At 65.4% G+C, this 18485-nt stretch carries 15 protein-coding genes; 5 read left to right on the top strand and 10 right to left on the bottom strand.

Going from position 1 to position 18485, the window contains the following annotated elements:
* Positions 1–4 precede the first annotated feature (4 nt).
* Positions 5–1393, top strand: coding sequence for an L-serine ammonia-lyase (locus J7024_RS01800; protein ID WP_124828815.1), 1389 nt, complete (start codon positions 5–7; stop codon positions 1391–1393).
* Positions 1394–1460: 67 nt separating this feature from the next.
* Here the strand turns inward: J7024_RS01800 and J7024_RS01795 are convergent, their stop codons facing one another.
* Positions 1461–1862 carry a type II toxin-antitoxin system VapC family toxin gene (locus tag J7024_RS01795; RefSeq protein WP_124828816.1) on the bottom strand — a complete coding sequence of 134 codons (402 nt, stop codon included), beginning with the start codon at positions 1860–1862 and terminating at the stop codon, positions 1461–1463.
* Positions 1862–2098, bottom strand: coding sequence for a type II toxin-antitoxin system VapB family antitoxin (vapB, locus tag J7024_RS01790; RefSeq protein ID WP_124828855.1), 237 nt, complete (start codon positions 2096–2098; stop codon positions 1862–1864). The genes J7024_RS01795 and vapB overlap by 1 nt, the downstream gene beginning before the upstream one ends.
* A gap of 304 nt (positions 2099–2402) precedes the next feature.
* Here vapB and J7024_RS01785 point away from each other — a divergent pair, with 304 nt between their 5' ends.
* Both J7024_RS01785 and J7024_RS01780 read left to right on the top strand, forming a co-directional pair.
* Positions 2403–4106: a thiamine pyrophosphate-binding protein gene (locus J7024_RS01785; RefSeq protein WP_124828818.1), complete on the top strand. Its 1704-nt coding sequence runs from the start codon at positions 2403–2405 to the stop codon at positions 4104–4106.
* Positions 4103–5194, top strand: a complete 1092-nt coding sequence (locus J7024_RS01780) for a glycosyltransferase family 9 protein (protein ID WP_124828819.1) — start codon at positions 4103–4105, stop codon at positions 5192–5194. The genes J7024_RS01785 and J7024_RS01780 overlap by 4 nt, the downstream gene beginning before the upstream one ends.
* Positions 5195–5243: 49 nt before the next feature.
* On the opposite strand, the gene J7024_RS01775 is transcribed toward J7024_RS01780, so the two are convergent.
* The 3 genes from J7024_RS01775 to exaC all read right to left on the bottom strand — a co-directional run bounded on the left by J7024_RS01775 (position 5244) and on the right by exaC (position 8861).
* A complete protein-coding gene (locus J7024_RS01775) occupies positions 5244–6278 on the bottom strand; it encodes a helix-turn-helix domain-containing protein (protein ID WP_175751702.1) in 1035 nt (344 codons plus the stop codon).
* A gap of 206 nt (positions 6279–6484) precedes the next feature.
* A complete protein-coding gene (locus J7024_RS01770) occupies positions 6485–7024 on the bottom strand; it encodes a hypothetical protein (RefSeq protein ID WP_124828821.1) in 540 nt (179 codons plus the stop codon).
* Positions 7025–7334: 310 nt separating this feature from the next.
* Complete coding sequence (gene exaC / locus J7024_RS01765) at positions 7335–8861, bottom strand: acetaldehyde dehydrogenase ExaC (protein ID WP_124828822.1); 1527 nt, start codon at positions 8859–8861, stop codon at positions 7335–7337.
* Positions 8862–9183: 322 nt separating this feature from the next.
* On the opposite strand from exaC, the gene J7024_RS01760 reads away from it, so the two are divergent.
* Positions 9184–9612, top strand: a complete 429-nt coding sequence (locus J7024_RS01760; RefSeq protein WP_124828824.1) for a pyridoxamine 5'-phosphate oxidase family protein — start codon at positions 9184–9186, stop codon at positions 9610–9612.
* Between the two features lie 244 nt (positions 9613–9856).
* Here J7024_RS01760 and J7024_RS01755 read toward each other — a convergent pair whose 3' ends face one another.
* Positions 9857–11479 carry an MFS transporter gene (locus tag J7024_RS01755; RefSeq protein WP_124828825.1) on the bottom strand — a complete coding sequence of 541 codons (1623 nt, stop codon included), beginning with the start codon at positions 11477–11479 and terminating at the stop codon, positions 9857–9859.
* Positions 11480–11625: 146 nt separating this feature from the next.
* Between J7024_RS01755 and J7024_RS01750 the strand changes: the two genes are divergently transcribed.
* Positions 11626–12510 (top strand): LysR family transcriptional regulator, encoded by an 885-nt coding sequence (locus J7024_RS01750; protein ID WP_124828826.1) that lies wholly within the window; start codon positions 11626–11628, stop codon positions 12508–12510.
* 42 nt (positions 12511–12552) lie between these two features.
* On the opposite strand, the gene J7024_RS01745 is transcribed toward J7024_RS01750, so the two are convergent.
* From J7024_RS01745 to J7024_RS01730, 4 genes are all read right to left on the bottom strand, one after another.
* Entirely contained in the window at positions 12553–12993 is a 441-nt protein-coding gene (locus J7024_RS01745) for a hypothetical protein (RefSeq protein WP_124828827.1), read from the bottom strand.
* A 179-nt stretch (positions 12994–13172) separates the two neighbouring features.
* Positions 13173–13460, bottom strand: a complete 288-nt coding sequence (locus J7024_RS01740; RefSeq protein WP_175751703.1) for a PAAR domain-containing protein — start codon at positions 13458–13460, stop codon at positions 13173–13175.
* Position 13461: 1 nt separating this feature from the next.
* Entirely contained in the window at positions 13462–14907 is a 1446-nt protein-coding gene (locus J7024_RS01735; protein ID WP_233409935.1) for a hypothetical protein, read from the bottom strand.
* Entirely contained in the window at positions 14897–18442 is a 3546-nt protein-coding gene (locus J7024_RS01730; protein WP_175770512.1) for a type VI secretion system Vgr family protein, read from the bottom strand. The genes J7024_RS01735 and J7024_RS01730 overlap by 11 nt, the downstream gene beginning before the upstream one ends.
* Between the last annotated feature and the right edge of the window lie 43 nt (positions 18443–18485).

The raw sequence follows: 18485 nt of genomic DNA, 5'->3' as shown, positions 1-18485 counted from the left end.
CGAAATGGCAGTCAGCGTGTTTGACCTCTTCAAGATCGGCATCGGTCCGTCCAGTTCGCATACGGTCGGACCGATGCGTGCGGCGCTGTTGTTCGCCCAGGGCCTCGAGCGCGACGGGCTGCTCGACGCGACGGCGCATGTGAAGGTCGAGCTGTACGGCTCGCTCGGAGCAACCGGCAAGGGCCACGGCACCGACCGCGGTGTGATGCTCGGCCTGCTCGGCGACGCGCCCGACACCGTCGACCCCGAGACGATCGACGCGCGGCTTGAAGACATCCGCAAGACGAAGCAGCTCGCGCTGCTCGGCACGCACCCGGTGCCGTTCGTGCTGAAGGAGAACATCGCGTTCTACCGGCAGGCGCTGCCCGAGCATCCGAACGGGATGAAGCTGCGCGCGTCCGACGCGAACGGCTCGGTGCTGGTCGAGCGGACCTACCTGTCGGTCGGCGGCGGCTTCGTCGTGACGGCCGGCGCGCCGAACACGAAGGTGCTGAGCGCGGCCGAGCAGATGACGCACCCGTTTCGCACCGGCGCCGAGTTGCTCGCGCTGACCGAGTCGACCGGCAAGTCGATCGCGCAGCTGATGTGGGAAAACGAGCGTGCATGGCACACCGAGGAACAAACCCGCGACGGGCTGCTGAAGATCTGGGCCGTGATGCAGTCGTGCGTGTCGCGCGGCTGCGGGATCAGCAACCCGGAGGCCGACGGCAACCTGCCCGGCCCGTTCCAGGTCAAGCGCCGCGCGCCGCAGTTGTACCGCGCGCTGACCAGCAACCCGGAGCGCGCGCTGCAGGATCCGCTGTCGATGGTCGACTGGATCAACCTGTACGCGATCGCGGTCAACGAGGAAAACGCGGCCGGCGGCCGTGTGGTCACCGCGCCGACCAACGGCGCGGCCGGCATCATCCCTGCCGTGCTGCATTACTACACGCGTTTCACGCCGGGCGCGAACGAGCAGGGCGTGATCGACTTCCTCCTGACGGCTGCCGCGATCGGCATTCTTTACAAGCTCAACGCGTCGATTTCGGGTGCGGAGGTGGGCTGCCAGGGCGAAGTGGGCGTCGCGTGCTCGATGGCGGCCGGCGCGCTTACGGCAGTGCTCGGCGGCACGCCGCGTCAGGTCGAGAACGCGGCCGAGATCGGGATGGAGCACAACCTCGGCCTCACCTGCGATCCGGTCGGCGGGATGGTGCAGATTCCGTGCATCGAGCGTAACGCGATGGCGTCGGTGAAGGCCGTCAATGCGGCGCGCATGGCGCTGCGCGGCGACGGCTCGCATTACGTGTCGCTCGACTCGGTGATCAAGACGATGCGCGAGACGGGTGCCGACATGAAGACGAAGTACAAGGAAACGTCGCGCGGCGGGCTGGCGGTGAATATCGTCGAGTGCTGATTGCCGGCTCCGGCGGTAACGCGGGCGGATCGATATCCCGCGTTACCGCCGGACATGACACCCGACGCTAGTTCTTCAGCCAATTCTCCAGCCGCAATCCCGGATAGCTGACGAAATCCTGCTCGTTGTTGGTCACGAGGACGACGTCGAGCGACACCGCATGAGCGGCGATCAATTTGTCGGGGTGATCCTTCCTCCGCTCGCGCGCGGCCTCGCGAACCGGGCCATATGCTTGCGCAGCCGCGACGTCGAACGGCGCGACAGGAATATCGTCGATCAGCGCGGCAAGATTGCGACGCTCCCGCGCAGGACTCGCGCACACGGCGACACCGTACTCCAGCTCGGCGTACGTGATCGCCGACATCGCGACGTCACCCGTGTAGCACTGCACAAATCGTCTCGCGACCGACTCCGGCTGATGCCTCATCAAATAGATGCACATGTTGGTGTCGAGCATGTAGCGCGGCATCACCAACCCTCGCGTTCGGTCTGCTCCTGATCCCCACGCCCTTCGGCCATGAAGTCCGGCCCGAACTTCGCGAATTTCTGGAGTACATCGGTCAAAGGCCGCCGCATCGGCCGAATAAGGATTTCGTCACCGACGCGCTCGATTTCCAGCTCGATATCGCTGCGCTCATAGGCGAGGTCGGCAGGAATCCGCACGGCCTGCGAGTTGCCGTTCCGGAATACCTTTGTAGTATGCATGTCAATCTCCGCCCGGATGTACATTGTCCAACGCGGTCTGCGATGTAAATCCATGTGTGTACATAAGCCTTCCGATGGCGTTCCGTTCGTCGATTGGCCGTGAAGCATCGATTCGCCGCCGAACGCCCACTTTTCACCATCGCCTCCGTGTGCACAAGCTGGCCGTTCGGCCAGCTGAAGCCGGCGCGTGGAACACGTGCTGCCCGAATCGCCCCGCGTTCCGACACTTTTCAGCGGCCGGCGTACCGGCGGCCGGCCAACGGGCGTAAGCTGTACGTCCCGCTACCCAGGGAGACGGCAGCCCATGTCGCATTCCAAGGATCTCGAGCCACGCGCCACCACCGGCGCACGATTGCTCGTCGATGCGTTGCTCGCCAATCACGTCGAACGCGCGTTCTGCGTGCCGGGCGAGAGCTTTCTCGCCGTACTCGATGCGCTGGCGGACGACACCGCGCACATCCAGACGGTCGTCTGCCGCCACGAAGCGGCGGCGGCGAACATGGCGGAGGCGGTCGGCAAGCTGACCGGCCGCCCCGGCATCGCATTCGTCACGCGCGGGCCGGGCGCGACCCATGCGTCGATCGGCGTGCACACCGCGTTCCAGGATTCCACGCCGATGATCCTGTTCGTCGGCCAGTGCGCACGCGAGCACCTCGACCGCGAAGCCTTCCAGGAAATCGACTACCGCCGGATGTTCGGCCAGATGGCGAAATGGGTCGCGCAGATCGACGACCCGCGCCGCATTCCCGAATACCTGAGCCATGCGTTCCACGTCGCGACCTCAGGCCGTCCCGGCCCGGTCGTGATCGCGCTGCCGGAAGACGTGCTGTCCGAAGCGTGCGCGCCGCAGCCGGTCGCACCGGCCGCGAAACGCATCGCGGCATCGCCGTCGGCCGCGCAGCTCGACGAGCTGCGCGAACGGCTTGCGCGCGCCGAGCGGCCGTTCGCGATCGTCGGCGGCAGCGGCTGGACACCCGATGCGTGCGCGCACCTGCGCACCTTCGTCGAGCGCTGGCAGTTGCCGGTCGCATGCGCATTCCGCTTCCAGGACACATTCGACAACGCGCACCCGAACTACGCGGGCGACGTCGGCCTCGGGATCAATCCGGCGCTCGGCAAGCGCATCCGCGACGCCGACCTGCTGCTCGTGATCGGGCCGCGCCTGGGCGAAGCGACGACGGGCGGCTACACGCTGCTCGACATCCCGAAAACGCGCCAGACGCTGATCCACGTGCATCAGGGCGCGGATGAACTCGGCCGCGTATATGCGGCGGACCTGCCGATCGTGTCCGGGATGCCCGAGATCGCGGCGCCGCTCGCCGTGCTCGAGCCGCCGGCACAGCCGGTGTGGGCCGGCACGGCCGCCGACGCGCATCGCGCGTACCACGAATGGCATGCGCCGCTGCCGATGCCGGGCGACGTCCAGCTCGGCGACGTGATGGTGCAACTGCGCGAACGCCTGCCGCACGACGCAATCCTGACCAACGGCGCCGGCAACTACGCGATCTGGCTGCATCGCCACTTCGCGTACCGGCACTTCCGCTCGCAGCTCGCGCCGACCAGCGGCGCGATGGGCTACGGGCTGCCCGCCGCGCTGGCCGCGAAGTCGCTGTACCCGTCGCGCGCCGTCGTCGCGCTCGCCGGCGACGGCTGCTTCATGATGGCCGGCAACGAGCTCGCGACCGCGATGCAGTACGGGCTGAACATTGTAGCCATCGTCGTCAACAACGGGCATTTCGGCACGATCCGCATGCATCAGGAGCGCAACTATCCGGGTCGCGTGCACGGCACCGGGCTCACGAACCCCGATTTCGCCGCCTATGCGCGCGCGTTCGGCGCGCACGGCGAGACGGTCGAGCGCACCGCGGACTTCGCCCCCGCGCTGGAGCGCGCACTGACCTGCGGGCTGCCGGCGCTGATCGAGATCCGCATCCCGCAGGACGCCAGCACGCCGGCCGCGACCCTCGAGCAGATCCGCGAACAGGGCCGCCGCGCGCGCGGCGAATGATCGTGGAGATGCGTGCCGCGCCGGCTGGCCCCGCGTTGTCGCACGACGACGCGCTGGCCCACCCCGGCACGCTGCTTGCGCCCGACGGCACGCTCGTCGCGCCGTACGACGTCGAGCACGGCGCCGGTCGTGCGGAAGGCCACGTTCCGGCCGCGCCGGCGCTCGGGCTGCTGCACGCCGTGCATCGCCCGTTCCGGCTCGACTACGACCGCGCGACGGATGTGCACGTGATCAACGGCATGGGCGTCGCACTCGGCGACTCGGTGATCGGGCTGACCGCGCTCGCCGCCCTGCGCGCCATGCATCCGGGCCTGCGCTTCACGCTGTACCGGCCGGCCCGCGCGCCGCGCTACGTCGACGCGCTGTATGCGCTCGCCGCTGACGTCGTCGGGCCGTCGCGCCAGCTGCCATGCGCCGTCGAAACGCTGCCCGCACACGCGCCGTGCATCGATCTCGGCAATCACCTGTACTGGCCCTCATTCGCGCGGCTGCCGATGGTCGACTTCTTTCTCGACGCGCTGGGTGCGGATCCTGCCGCCGTGCCGGCCGCCGCTAAGCGCAATCGCTGGCTCGCGCAGTTACGCCTGCCCGCGCTACCGATCGAATGGCGGCGACCGTACGTGCTGTTCTGCCCGAACGCGAGCACCGCGGTGCGCAGCGTGCCGCCCGCGCTGCGCGCGGCGTTCGTCGAACGGCTGGTACGGCGCTACGGGCTGCCGGTGGTCGGATTCGGCCCCATCGCGCACCCTGCGTACGTCGACGTGAGCCGCGATGCGGCCGACACCGCGTGCTTCATTGCATGGGTCAAGGGGGCGAGCCTGCTGTTTGCGCCCGATACGGCCGCACTGCATCTCGCCGACGGCTTCGACGTGCCGACGCTCGGCTGTTTCACGACGATCGCGCCGGCGCTGCGCGTGCGCGACTATCCGCACTGCGTGCCGGTAACGCTCGACCTGCCGGACGCATTGCACGGACTGCATCGCAGCGAGCGGCCGGACGATCTCGCCGCGGTCGAAGCCGCTTACCGGGCGATCGACTGGGACGCGCTGCCGTGGCCGGCGCCGCGCGAAGCGGGGGCCAGCGCCTGACAGGGAAACGGAACGCGGTAGCGGCGGCATCCACGCGCCGCCGCGTGGCTCACCCGGCAGCCACCATCGTCGCGCGCTCGCGCAGCGTTTCCGACGGTCGCTTGCCGAACAACCGCCGGTAGTCGGTCGCGAACTGGCTCAGATGCCAGAAACCCCACGCTTCCGCGACATCCTGCACCGAACCCGCCACCCGCCCGCACAGGTCGCGCCGCGCGCCGTTCAGCCGCAGCGTGCGCAGATAGGTCGCGGGCGCCATGCCGAGCACGTCCTGGAAACAGTACTGCAGCGTGCGCCGGCTCACGTGAAGCTGCTCGCATAGCTCGGGCACGCCGACCGGCCGCGTGCGATGGGCGAGCACGTATTCGCGTGCCTGCTCGACGATCCAGCGCCGCGTCGACGGTGCGCCCCCGGCCCCGTCGTCCGCCGGTTGCGCGCACGCATCGAACAATGCCGCCAGCACCTCGGCCTGCAGGTCGTCGCGCTGCGCGTCCGGCAGCGGGCCGCCCACGGCCGCCGCACCGTCGAGCCGGCGGCCGAGCAACGCACACAGACGCGCGAGCCGCGTGTCGCCGACCTGGATCACGTGCTGCGTGAACAGCCGCTCGTCGAGCGCGCGGTGTTCGACCTCCTCCGCATAACGGCGCAGCACGTCGCCGCGCACGACGACGCCGTAGATCGAGAACTGCGCAGGCGTCAGCAATTCGAATTCGACGTTGCCGGGCCGGAACGCGAGCGCACCGGGCCCGATGCGGCACGCATCGACGCGCGCCGTGCCGTCGCTCACCAGCGGGACGCCGAACCAGTAAGCGTCACCGCGCACCTCGCACGCCTGGCGCAGCAGGTGGCTGGTCGATTCGCGAAACAGCTTCATCGTGTCGAGCGGCAACTCGGTCAGCGTGCCGACGAAGCGGCCGGCCGCGAGCTGGTCGTAGGTCTGTCGCCAGCCGATCAGGTTGCGCGCCTGCTCGTCGGCGTCATGCGCGACGCTGACGACGGCCTGGCCGGCCAGCGCGTCGTCGCCCTGCGCGCTGCACCGCGTATCCTCGGCCGTCGGCTCGCCGATGCACGCCACTCGTTGATCCATCGTGTTCTCCTCACCTGCCCGGAACCGCGTCCATCACGCAAATCCCGTGCCGAACCGCTCGGTCCGGCGACAAGCCCGTCATTCCACGCTGCCCGGGCGACGCGCGCCATGCGGGCGCACCCGGAGACGGCGTGCCGCGCACCATGCGGGTGCGACATATGCACGACCGGCGGCTGGCGGCTGCGAGAGGCCGCGCGGGCCACGGGCTACGCGCCGGGCCGCAACCGCACGACCCGCGTGCCGCAGTTGCCGTATGCCTGCCCGACCGCCAGTTCGACGATCGGGCTGCCGGCCGGCCAGGGCGCCGCGTCCGCTTCCGGCAGATCGGTACGCAACGTCGCGCGGCCATTGATCCGGTAGCGGATGCCGCGCACGAAATCGATGAACAGCAACCCGACGCCGCCGTCACAAGCACGCGCATCGATCCGCTCGCCTGCGCCGCGCATCGGCAGCGCGAAGCGCAGCGTCTTCGTGTCGATCACGCGCACGACCGGCCACAGATCGCCGTTCGCGTCGCGCCTGCTCTGCACGATGTCGCAGGTCACGAGCGCCGGCCCGCCGCTCGTCGCGCCGACGAACATGAACGGCTGCGACTCGACGAACTGTCGCACGCCGATGCTCAGCCGCGTCGTCACGACGTCGCTCATCCGCTCGGCTTCGTCGGCGACGCCGAACCGGCGATGCGCGTCGAGCTCACCGGCGTGGAACACCGGGTGGCGCGGATAGGATCGGGGTGGTTCTGCCATGCGGGTTTCCATCAGGCCCATCGGTGCGCGATGCGACGACCGATGCCGTTACCGACACCGACCGCCGGCAACGCGCAGCCGATGCCGCGTATCGAATGTCGAATGTCGAATGTCGAAAGGCGAAAACGGCGAAGTGCCGGACGAACGCTCACCGGCGCATTGCGTCGGCGCGGGTGCCGCCTGACGGCCGGACAGGCATCGTCCGGCCGTCGAACCTTCCGCGAAATCCGCCGCCGGCCGCAACCGTCAACCGCACCGGCCAGCGTTGCGCTGCTGGCCGGCTCCGGCACTTCGCCGCCTGCTTCGGCGATCAGAAGAACCCGAGCGCCTCGGCCTGGTAGCTGACCAGCAGGCACTTCGTCTGCTGATAGTTCGACAGCGCCATCTTGTGCGTCTCGCGGCCGATGCCCGACTGCTTGTAGCCGCCGAACGCCGCATGCGCCGGGTACAGGTGGTAGCAGTTGGTCCACACGCGGCCGGCCTCGACCTCGCGGCCCATTCGGTACGCACGCGTGCCGTTGCGCGTCCAGACGCCCGCGCCGAGCCCGTAGAACGTGTCGTTCGCGAGTTCGATCGCTTCCTGCTCGTCCTTGAACGTCATCACCGACGCGACCGGCCCGAAGATCTCTTCCTGGAACACGCGCATCTTGTTGTTGCCGAGCAGCATCGTCGGCTTCACGTAGTAGCCCGTGCCGAGCTCGGCTGCCGGCGCCGTGCGCTCGCCGCCCGTCAGGCATTGCGCGCCTTCGTCGCGGCCGATGTCGATGTACGACAGGATCTTGTCGAGCTGCTGCTGCGATGCCTGCGCGCCAATCATCGTCTGCAGGTCGAGCGGGTGGCCGGCCTTGATGCGCTCGACGCGCGCGACGGCCTTCTCGATGAAGCGCTCGTAGATCGATTCCTGGATCAGGATCCGCGACGGGCACGTACACACTTCGCCCTGATTCAGCGCGAACATCGCGAGGCCTTCGAGCGCCTTGTCGAGGAACGCGTCGTCCTGGTCGAGCACGTCCGCGAAGAAGATGTTCGGGCTCTTGCCGCCCAGTTCGACCGTCGACGGAATCAGGCTCTCGGCCGCCGCGCGCAGGATGTGTTTGCCGACCGGCGTCGAGCCGGTGAACGCGATCTTCGCGATCCGCTTGCTGGTCGCGAGCGCTTCGCCCGCTTCCTTGCCGAAGCCGCTCACGATGTTGATCGTGCCGGCAGGGAACAGGTCGCCGATCAGCTCCATCAGCACCATCACCGACGCAGGCGTCTGCTCGGCCGGCTTCATCACCACGCAGCAACCGGCCGCGAGCGCCGGCGCGAGCTTCCATGCGGCCATCAACAGCGGGAAATTCCACGGGATGATCTGGCCGACGACGCCCAGCGGCTCATGGAAGTGATACGCGACGGTGTTGTCGTCGATCTCCGAAATGCCGCCTTCCTGCGCGCGGATGCAGCCCGCGAAATAGCGGAAGTGGTCGATCGCGAGCGGCAGGTCGGCTGCCATCGTCTCGCGCAGCGGCTTGCCGTTGTCGATCGTCTCGGCCACCGCGAGCAGCTTCAGGTTCTTCTCCATCCGGTCGGCGGCGGCGAGCAGCAGGTTCGCGCGCTCGGCCACCGACGTCTTGCCCCACTTGCGGCGTGCGGCGTGCGCGGCGTCGAGTGCGATCTCGATGTCGTCGGCGCTCGAGCGCGGCACGCGGCAGAACGGCTTGCCGTTGATCGGCGACACGTTCTCGAAATACTCGCCCTTCACCGGCGGAACCCACTTGCCGCCGATGTAGTTGTCGTACTGCTGACGATACGGATATTCGACGTCGAGGCCCAGTTGTTTCAGGTCAAACGGGTTCATACATGTCTCCTGTTCATCGTGCTTGGCTTGTGTGAATACAGCGCCGGTTGGATCGCGCTGCACCGGTTACGCAACATGCGTGCCAAACGGAGCCGAGAGGGAACAGGAACGGTGCGCCCGGCCGCTCGCGGCTGGCGGGGCACGCGCGCGATGAACGGGTGTACCGATTCTGAACACCGCGCCGGCACATCGCCGCGGCAGGTGTTCGGATTTTCCACAGTGCCGATGCACGGCGGCGCACCGTGTGTGACGCCCGATGCATGGCATGTCGCTTGCGTGCTGACGCCGTATTCGCAACATCGGCCACCCACCGACCGACACCATGAGCGACCCCGCCCCCCTGAGCGACGACGCCATCGCGTTCATTCGCGAGCAGGCATTCCTGATCGTCGCGACCGCCAATACGGCGGGCGACAGCGACTGTTCGTACCGCGGCCGGCAGCCGCGCGCGGACGGTTCGTTCTGCCCGCTCGTCGACCTGCCCGATCGCCGCACGCTGGTGCTGCCCGATTTCGCGGGCAACAAACTGTTCAACACGATCGGCAACCTGCTCGTGAATCCGGCAATCGCGCTGCTGTTCGTGGATTTCGTCGGGCGGACGACATGGCTCGTGCAGGGACGCGCGACGATCGACGAGGATGCGGGAAGCCGTGCGCATCTGTGGCCCGATGCGCTGCGCCATGTGGTCGTTGACGTCGAGCGTGCGCACATGCGGGCTGATGAAGCCCTGCCGCCGCTCGTGCTGGCGTGACGCGCGGCGTTCTCGCTCTTTGCCGCTGTCGAAACAAGGCCGACGACACTGCGTTACCGCTGCGCGTACCGACGCGATGCGTCGGATCAATCATCGGTACGACGACGCAACGCAACGCAACGCTCGATGGCTCGAGGATGATTCGCACAGGGAGCGGATCGTCGATGCGCGGTTACGGTGAAGACGAAATGCACGAACGCCCCGCACGCCGTCACCGTCATGCCAACCCTCTACGACACACCACTCACCGCCCGCTCGCCTCCGCGCAATCCGGTTCGGTCCGGCGGCACGCTGGCGCGTCGACATGCGGATGGGCCTCTCCATCCTCCCGCGCGTCGGCGTCACCCACCGCCGGCCGCGCGCCAAGAAACGCGAACACCACGCCCGCACACAGCACCGTCACGACCGCCAGCCCGATCAGCAGCCGATCGAACGCATGCGTATAGCTCGCGAGCAGCGCCGCACGACCGATACCCGGCAACACGGCCGCCGCACCGGCGAGATCGCCGGTCGCGAGCCGCGCGGCCGCGCGCAGCGTCGCGTCGGACGCGTCTGACGTGCCGGTCGTCGCCAGCGACAAGCCGGCATGCGCGAGCGCCGCCAGCACCGCCCCGACGATCGCGAGCGCGATCCCTTCGCCAGCCACGCGCGTCGTGCTGAAGATCCCCGTCGCCATCCCCGCGCGCTCCTTCGGCACGACGCTGACCGACAACCCGTCCATCAGCCCCCACGGCATGCCGGCCCCGACGCCGATCGCGAGCATCGGCGCGATCGCGGCCGGCCCCGCGCCGCCGCGCAGCGCGATGCCCAGCCATACGAGCCCCATGGCCGCGATCAGCAGCCCGATCCCGGAAATCACGCCGGGCGACAGCCAGCGCGTGAGCGTCGCCGCGACGAGCGGGACGACCAGCATCGGCGCGGAAATCGCGAGCATCAGCCAGCCCGCGTCAATTTCGCTGAAGCCGTCGATGCCGATGAAGCGCAGCGGCAGCACGACCAGCAGCACGATGTAGCAGCAGCAGGTCGACACCGGCAGCACCTGCACGCCGACGAAGCGGGCAATGCGAAACAGCGACAGGTCGAGCATCGGCCGCGCCACGCGCGTCTCGATCGCGACGAACGCCGCCGCGCCGAGCGCCGCGCCCGCCAGCAGCGCGACGACGAGCGGATCCGCCCAGCCGCGCGCGGGCGCCTCGATCACGCCGAACGTGAACGACGTCAGCGCCGCGGTGAACGCGGCCGTGCCGGGCCAGTCGAGCCCCGTCGCATGCGGATCGCGCGACTCGTGCATGCGCGGCAGCCCGACGCCGAGCGACAGCGCGCCCGCTACGGCGCCCGTGACGAAGATCGCGCGCCAGCCGTAGTGTGCGATCAGGCAGCCGGCGAGCACGGGCCCGAAAGCGAGTCCGATCCCGAACGTCGTGCCGAGCAGGCTGAATGCGCGCGTGCGCGCCGCGCCGTCGAACTCCTGCGCAAGCGCCGCCGTGCCGCCCGCGAGCGCCGCGGCCGCCGCGAGCCCTTGCGCGGCCCGCAGCAAATCGACCGCGAGCATCGACGGCGCGAACGCAAGCGCAACCGACATCAGCGTGAAACCGCCGACGCCGATCGCGAACACGCGCTTGCGTCCGAACTGGTCGGCGAGCGCGCCCGTCGCCATCAGGAAGCTGCCGAACGCGAGCATGAATGCGTTGGTGATCCAGTTCATCGCGACCGGCCCGCCATGCAGGTCACGGCCGATCGCGGGTGTCGCGACCGCCCCGCCCGAAAACGACAGCGGCAGCGCAACGGCGGCCATGCAGACGGCGGCCAGCACCCACGCACGCCGGCGTGCCGACTGCGTCGAAGCGGCTGAAAAAGGCTGATACATCATCGCTCCTCGAAAAGCCGCGCAGACGCGCCGCCAGAGCGACAGAAGATAAATCCGATTCAATCCACGAAAAACCACGCGAAGCTCCGGATATAACGGACTAAAATTCTGCAATCATCCTGCACCGAACCAGCTCGCTTACGTCGATGGAAAACCTGAACGGCATCGCCGCCTTCGTGCGCACCGCAGAAGCGCTCAGCTTCGTCGCGGCCGGCCGCGCGCTCGGCATCTCGGCATCGGCGGTCGGCAAGACGATCGCACGGCTGGAGCAGTCGCTCGGCGTGCGCCTGTTCAACCGCACGACGCGGCGCGTCACGCTGACTGACGAAGGGCGCCATTTCTACGAGCGCTGCCAGCGCATCCTCGAGGATTTCCGCGATGCCGAAGCCACCGTGACGGCGTCCGCGCAGCGCCCGCGCGGCAAGCTGCGCGTGAGCCTGCCGGTAATCGGCTACCGGTTCCTGCTGCCGGTGCTGCCCGAATTCAAGCAGCACTATCCGGACGTCGAGCTCGACCTGGATTTCAACGACCGGATGGTGGATGTCGTCGAGGGCGGCTTCGACGCGGTGATCCGCAGCGGTCCGCTGTCGGATTCGAGCCTGATGTCGCGGCGGCTCGGCCCGTTCGCGTTCGTGCTGTGCGCGACGCCCGCGTATCTCGCGCAGGCCGGCACGCCGCACGCACCGCGCGATCTCGAAGCGCACGATTGCGTGCGCTACTGCTTCCCGACCACCGGCAAGCTGCAGGACTGGGCGCTCGCGGCCGACGACGGCACGCCGCTGAAACTGCGCACCGCGATGACCTGCAACAACATGGAAGCGCTGCGCGGCGCCGTGCTCGCCGGGCTCGGTATCGGCTACATGCCCGACTTCCTCGCGCGCGACGCGCTTGAACAGGGCGCGCTCGTCACCGTGCTCGACGACTACCGGATCGCGCCGGGGCAGTTCTCGATCGTGTGGCCGTCGAGCCGGCAGTTGTCGCCGAAGCTGCGCGTGTTCGTCGATTTCCTGTGCGAGCGGCTGTTCAGGTAGCGTTCAGTCCGGCGCCTGTGAATCAGGAACGCCGATGCGACGTCATACCTCGTGGTTTCGGGCCGCGCGTATCTGCCGCTTCATCGCACGGTCATACGCCTCAAAACGCTGCCACGCATCCGCCGTGCGCACATGCGGCCGTTCCCGATGTGAACTGATCCACCACGGCTTGCCTCGATGCTCATACCAGCGCCACACCGCCGCCTGCGCAATCTCGTGTTCCCGGTCAGGACACACGCCGTCGACGACATCCTCTATATGAAGGATGCATGCGAGATGCCATCGCCAGCGATCGCACAGTTCGTCTGCGATCAGCCCCACCGTGAAGCCCAGAAAGATCAACGCATATTGCAAGGGAGTTGCCGTACCCAGTACTTCCGACGCATACCAGTAACTCGCAGTCATCCAGACGGCACACGCCAGCAGCGAGAGCCACCACAACGCCACGAACCGGGGAATGCTGAATTGCCGAAATGCCTTCATCGCTGCTTACCCGTATTGGCGCCACACGTCGTCGGCATAGAGCCGCTGCGCCAGCCACCGCACAAGATCACGAGGAACAAGACGAGGTAGACCCATACAGGCGGCGGTTTGGGGTGCTGCCACTCGGGCGGCACGCGTTGATCCCAGCGATATTTCATCGCGTCTTCGTGAATATCGCGTCACGCTTCGATCATCGAGTGGCGCTGCGATGCAATCAGCCGCGGCGAGGGATTACACGCGCACCGGCAAAAGTCGTCTTCGAGCGCGGGCTGTTTGTCGCTCAGTTCATGGTCCAAGCGCTCACCGACCGGCTCGATCCGGCCAATGGTGTTGCACGCAGCACATTGGACCCGCGCGCCCACGTGGCTCAACTTGCGATCGTCGAGTTCGACGTCATCGAGGCCGTCAAGCACGACGCCGTTCGCCGTCGTCCGGTCATGCTGATAGATCAGGGCACGTTCGCACATTTCAGACTCCCACCCATTCCCATTCGGCGTTGCCGGCGTTGCCGGCGTCGCTCGGAATCGACGGCATCGGCTGGCCGCGCCGCATCGTGACGATGCGGGACAGGTCATAGCGGTATTCCGGCGTCGGGTAGCCCGCATTCGCGCGAACGCGCGCCACCCAACGGCCGCCACGCGGACACGTCGCGCCGGGCGAGCTGAACTGCTCCGTGCCTTCGACGTAGGCCGACGAGAATGGCTTCGTGGGGGTCGGGGCACTGCCTTCCCATATCCACTGTACCGGCCCATTGAGATGGACACCGTCTCCGGACTCCAGCGGCATCTTCACGCTGTCGGTCGTGGCGACGTCGCCGGCCTTGAATGGCATCACTTGCAAGCTGCGGTAGCTGCCGCCGGCATTCAGACGCACTGCGCGATACAGGCCGTCCTCCGCGAACGTCTCACCCGGGTTGATGGGAAAATATGACAGGCGAGTCCGCTGGTACGCTTCCCACTGCTCGCGCTCCTGCGGCGTCGAGGGATAATCGCGGTCGAAGGTGACGCAGGTCGGATTCTTGTAGTCCGAATGGAAATCGACCCGCACCAGGCTGGACTGGATTCCCGAAACCTCGATGTTCATAAACACGCCAACATTGAGATCGTAGCTACCCGCGACGAATTTGCTGACGGATGTTGTTTTTATCTTGATAGTTACCGAACTGTGCGGCGCAAGACTGACCTCGCCATCAGGAAATTCGCCCGAATTTTCAAGCGACTTACCCGCCAACCCGAGTCCAAATTTAGAATCACGCGATCCAATTCGGTAGCCGTTTACGCCCAAGATATCCATATTCCTGCCAATTTCGGCATCCCATTTATCAGGCGTCTTGAACTTGATCGGGTAATCGCCAGCGTTGTCGAATCTGACAGAAACTATGAATCCATCCTTAGCGTGAGTAATAGCCGTGAGCGAAGCATCCAGTTTCACAACTTTTCGCCCATCCTGAACTCCCGCATCCCTTAGTAAGTCCACCAAGTCGGCGATCCTGATTGCGATAGGTCGACTAAAATCTCTCACGTAGCTACTCTTGATCTCTCCACCACATTTTGCGACGTAAAGATCGGAAATTGGCACGTCACTTGCCGGGTCTTTTGGCGAACATAGCAAATCGGCCAATTTTCGGGCGGACTCAAGGTTTTTGCCTTGCAGCTTCAATTTATAGACCCCGATTCCGTTGACATTCTTGCTTCCCACGGAATCCCCAATCTGAACCGTTAATACATCGCCGGAAACTGCGACTTCGTTATTTCCATATGAATTAATACTGCCATCCGCCCCGCCATTTGTGATATAGCTGAATTGCATCGCATCATTTTCCATGCCCACACCCCCTCCATTTGCATACCCCACCAAAACAACCGGGGAGATTGCAAGAACGCTTAATGCAATACGCCGGAAGTTACGAATCATAGCCAACCCTCCACAATTTGTTTGTCGCCAGCGAGAATTGACGCCGCACATATTCCAGGTAATACGGCTTTATGGTTGCCGTTACCTTACCAATCTGCCACGATGAATTTGCACCATAACCCATCAGGTTCGTCGGCGAGCGCGCCTGCCACACCATGGTTCCAGCTTTTGCATCGACCAGCGAAAAATCAATCTGCTCACCCTTAATATAAGACTCGTGAAGCCAGCCGCCCCGATCGTAATATTCGTCAGGGAAATTGAAATAATGCCCACACTCGTGCGCCTCTACATTCGCACGCTCAGAATCATGTACCTCCCCCTGGTCGTCCTGCCATTTCTGCCCCTCCCCCCATGACGACGCATCTGCCCGAAGAACAGCCGGATACAGGTGATTCGTGACATGAGGCTTAAATCCAGCAATAGGCGCCCCCCTGACCGATATGCGAAGATCGACCCTGAAATCAACTTTCACCCGGCATCCACACGCAGCCCCTTTAGAGCAACCGTCCAGAATCAACTTGTAGGTTCTCTGGTTCAGCACGGCCTCAATCCGATTTCTCAGAGCGTCAACGTCATATTTATCCCCGACCGTACCGCGGTAGCCCATCTTCACACCGTCGACCGTGGAACCAGGCATCATTCGCCAGTGAGTTGTCGCCTCATATGGGACAGTTTGCGGCGAAACTGTAAGATCACGATTTCCGGTGACATCAACCGGAAACAAATCCATCGGAATCAGCATCACCCTGACAGTGCAAGTAATCGTCTTGTCCTGCTCGTTGTACGCGAACTCAAAATTCGAGTCCCTCGAACCACCGCCTCTGATCTGATTTCCATTGCTGTCTTTCCACGGCGTCCGGTTGTCTAACATCCCCCAATACGGCTTGGCTTCGATATGCTGCCGCACATCAACCTTCAGGTCCGTGATCTTCCAGTCACAGGGAACCGCATTTGCGAGCTTGATGGGATCGGGGGCGACGTAACGTTGCGTCTGATCGTCGGGGCCGTTCAATTCGACCTTGGCTTTCGGCACGTTCGAATCAACGTTCGACGGCTTTCCATCGAAGGGGGAGAAGTCGCTCAGCTTTCCCCCATCAGCCGCAGGTGCGAGGGCACGCGCAACGGCCCCAGTATTACCCTGTGACTCCCATTGCGACCCGTTCGGCTCAGGTGCCGAGGCTGGCGGCTGTACAAAATTCGGATTGGTACGCCAGACCTCACACTCCGTCTTGAACGGCACGAAAGCCGGCGCGAACGCCGCGCCGCTCAGATCCAGTTGCGCTGGCCCGGTCTTCTTCAAGCCACTTGTCCTGAAGTGCACACGACCGCGCGAGCCCATCTCGATCCCTTCCGGATTCAGGCGGATATACGAGCCGCCGACGTTGAGCAGGATTTCCTTCGGCGACTTCACGTGCAAAACGCCATTGACCGTTTCGACCGTCATGTCTTCCTGCGCCGCAAGCTGCATGCGGCCTCGCTGGGCCTGCACAACGACCTCGCCGGCCGACGCGATCAGGCTCATGCCCTTCCGCGCGAACAGTGACAACTGACCGCCCGCAGCGGCGGTGATCCTCTTGAGCGCGCTAAAGTGGATTCCTTTCTTCGCGGTCCCGATGATCGAACCATCGGCGGCGAGTTGCACACCGTCGCCCGAGACCACGCCAACCGGTCCCGGTGCAGTCACGACCGCGCCCGGCCTTTTCAATTCGTCCAGCCCGTCGCTGATCGCCTTTTGCGCCTGGGTATCCGCAGGCGATGCCTTCGACGCCTCGACCGACTTCGCCAGCGATTCGGCCAGCGCCAACATTTCCTTGAGTTGCGCGATCGTCTCGGCCATATCAAGCTGCTTGCCCGCGCCGCCCGGCCGGTCGTAGGCCGTCACCATCACACCTGCGCCGCCTCGCGCGACCGCATGCCCTGAAGTCCGCAGTTCGGCACCCGCGCCTCGCTGGTTCAGTGCGCGGTCCACCATATGGCCGAGATGGAGTTGCGAGCGGCCGGAGTGCTCCGTACCGAGTTCGATGCCTTCCTGATTGTCCCAATCGTCCATCCAGAACTTGTTGCCGGATTGCGTTCGGATCTCGTTACGCGACATGCGCCGTCGTGACGAATTAATCAGGTCGGGGCGCTCGCTATTGTGGATAAAGGCCGCAATAAAGGGCTTGTTCGGATTGCCTTCGCGAAAGCCGATCAGTGCTTCGTCGCCGTCCAACGCGGGCATGTGCATGCCCGTATGGTTCCTGCCTGCGAACGGCTTGGCGAGCCGCAACGGAACGCTTTCCCCACCCTTGGGCCAGTTGCCGAAGTCGCAGTGAAACCGCGCAACGTACTCGCCTTTGTCGGTCAGGTAGGCGAATTTGTACTTGTCAGGCGACGTAATAGTCGCGCCTAGCGTGCCCGGAATTTTCGGCCACCGACGCTCGTCAATTTCCCGCCGGTACGGGCGATCGGCCGGAATCGCCGTAAAGCTGTTCACGTAGCTCGCGTTCCGCGCGCCGCGATGCACGACCGTTGTCACGAACATTGCCGCGCCGGCATCCTCGAGCGCCCGATCAGACTGCACGATGCTCCCAGGCCGGATGGCCAGCACGGTCGACTCCACCGAGTAACGAATCTGGCTGGCGCATGCCGCTTCATGGCGCAACTGCGCCTCGCGTTTGGCCCCTTCGGCGTCGTCGTGATGCGTGCCCCAGACATAGGGCTTGCCGATCATGGTCTCGTCGTCCGATACGGCGCGGTCCTCGGCACGGAAGCGCTCCCACGCCTGCTCTGGGTTGTAGTCAGCAACCAGGTAGGATTCCGGCACGACGCGCGAGCGGACCTTGAAGGAAAAAATCGATTCCTCGAAGGTCGCCAACCCGGCAGTGGGACGATCCAGTACGGGTACTGCGGGGCGCATATAGCCGTCAACGTCGTCCGCGATCACCAGCACGTCGCCGTGCTCGCCGGTCTTTGTGTAGCAGTACAGGCCCGCTTGCTCCATCTCGAGCTTGATGTAGTCCCAGTCGCCCATGTTGTACTGGAAGCGGAATGGGTGCCTGGGATGCTCGCGGCGCAGATTGAATTCGACCTGTATCCAGAAGCGGAGGTCGTAACGCGCCAAAATCTCCTTGATGATTTCCCACGAGGCCATTCCCTGGTACGTGGCGCAATTGCTCGGGCCGTCCATGACGGCCAGATGCTGGCGCATCACAATACGGTAGGTGTAACCGTCACGGGATTCCGATACGGAGTCGAACTGCGTCACGAAGCCGGCAAATTCGCGCTTGGCGCGTCCGTCCTCGGGTTGAACCGAAAACTTCGCGAGTTGCCCGAGCACCGTCTTTCTCGGAATCGCAATTGGTGCGGCAACTACCGCCTTGACGCTGTACGGCTCGCAGATCGCCTCGCGCACGACCCACGATACGACCGACACCGTGGGCATGGGAGGCGGTTCGCCCGTCTCCGGATCGCGCTTCGACTTGCGCCGCATCAGTTTCAGATACGCCGATTGCCGCCCCGTCAAATAACTTGTCACGCGATCGAATTCCGCCATTCTTACCCTCGTTATATCGGGCGCCAGCCATATCACATCGAAA

The sequence above is a fragment of the Burkholderia sp. WTPI3 genome, assembly GCF_021483755.1.
GTDB lineage: Bacteria > Pseudomonadota > Gammaproteobacteria > Burkholderiales > Burkholderiaceae > Burkholderia.
This window is presented reverse-complemented; position numbering and strand designations above follow the sequence as displayed.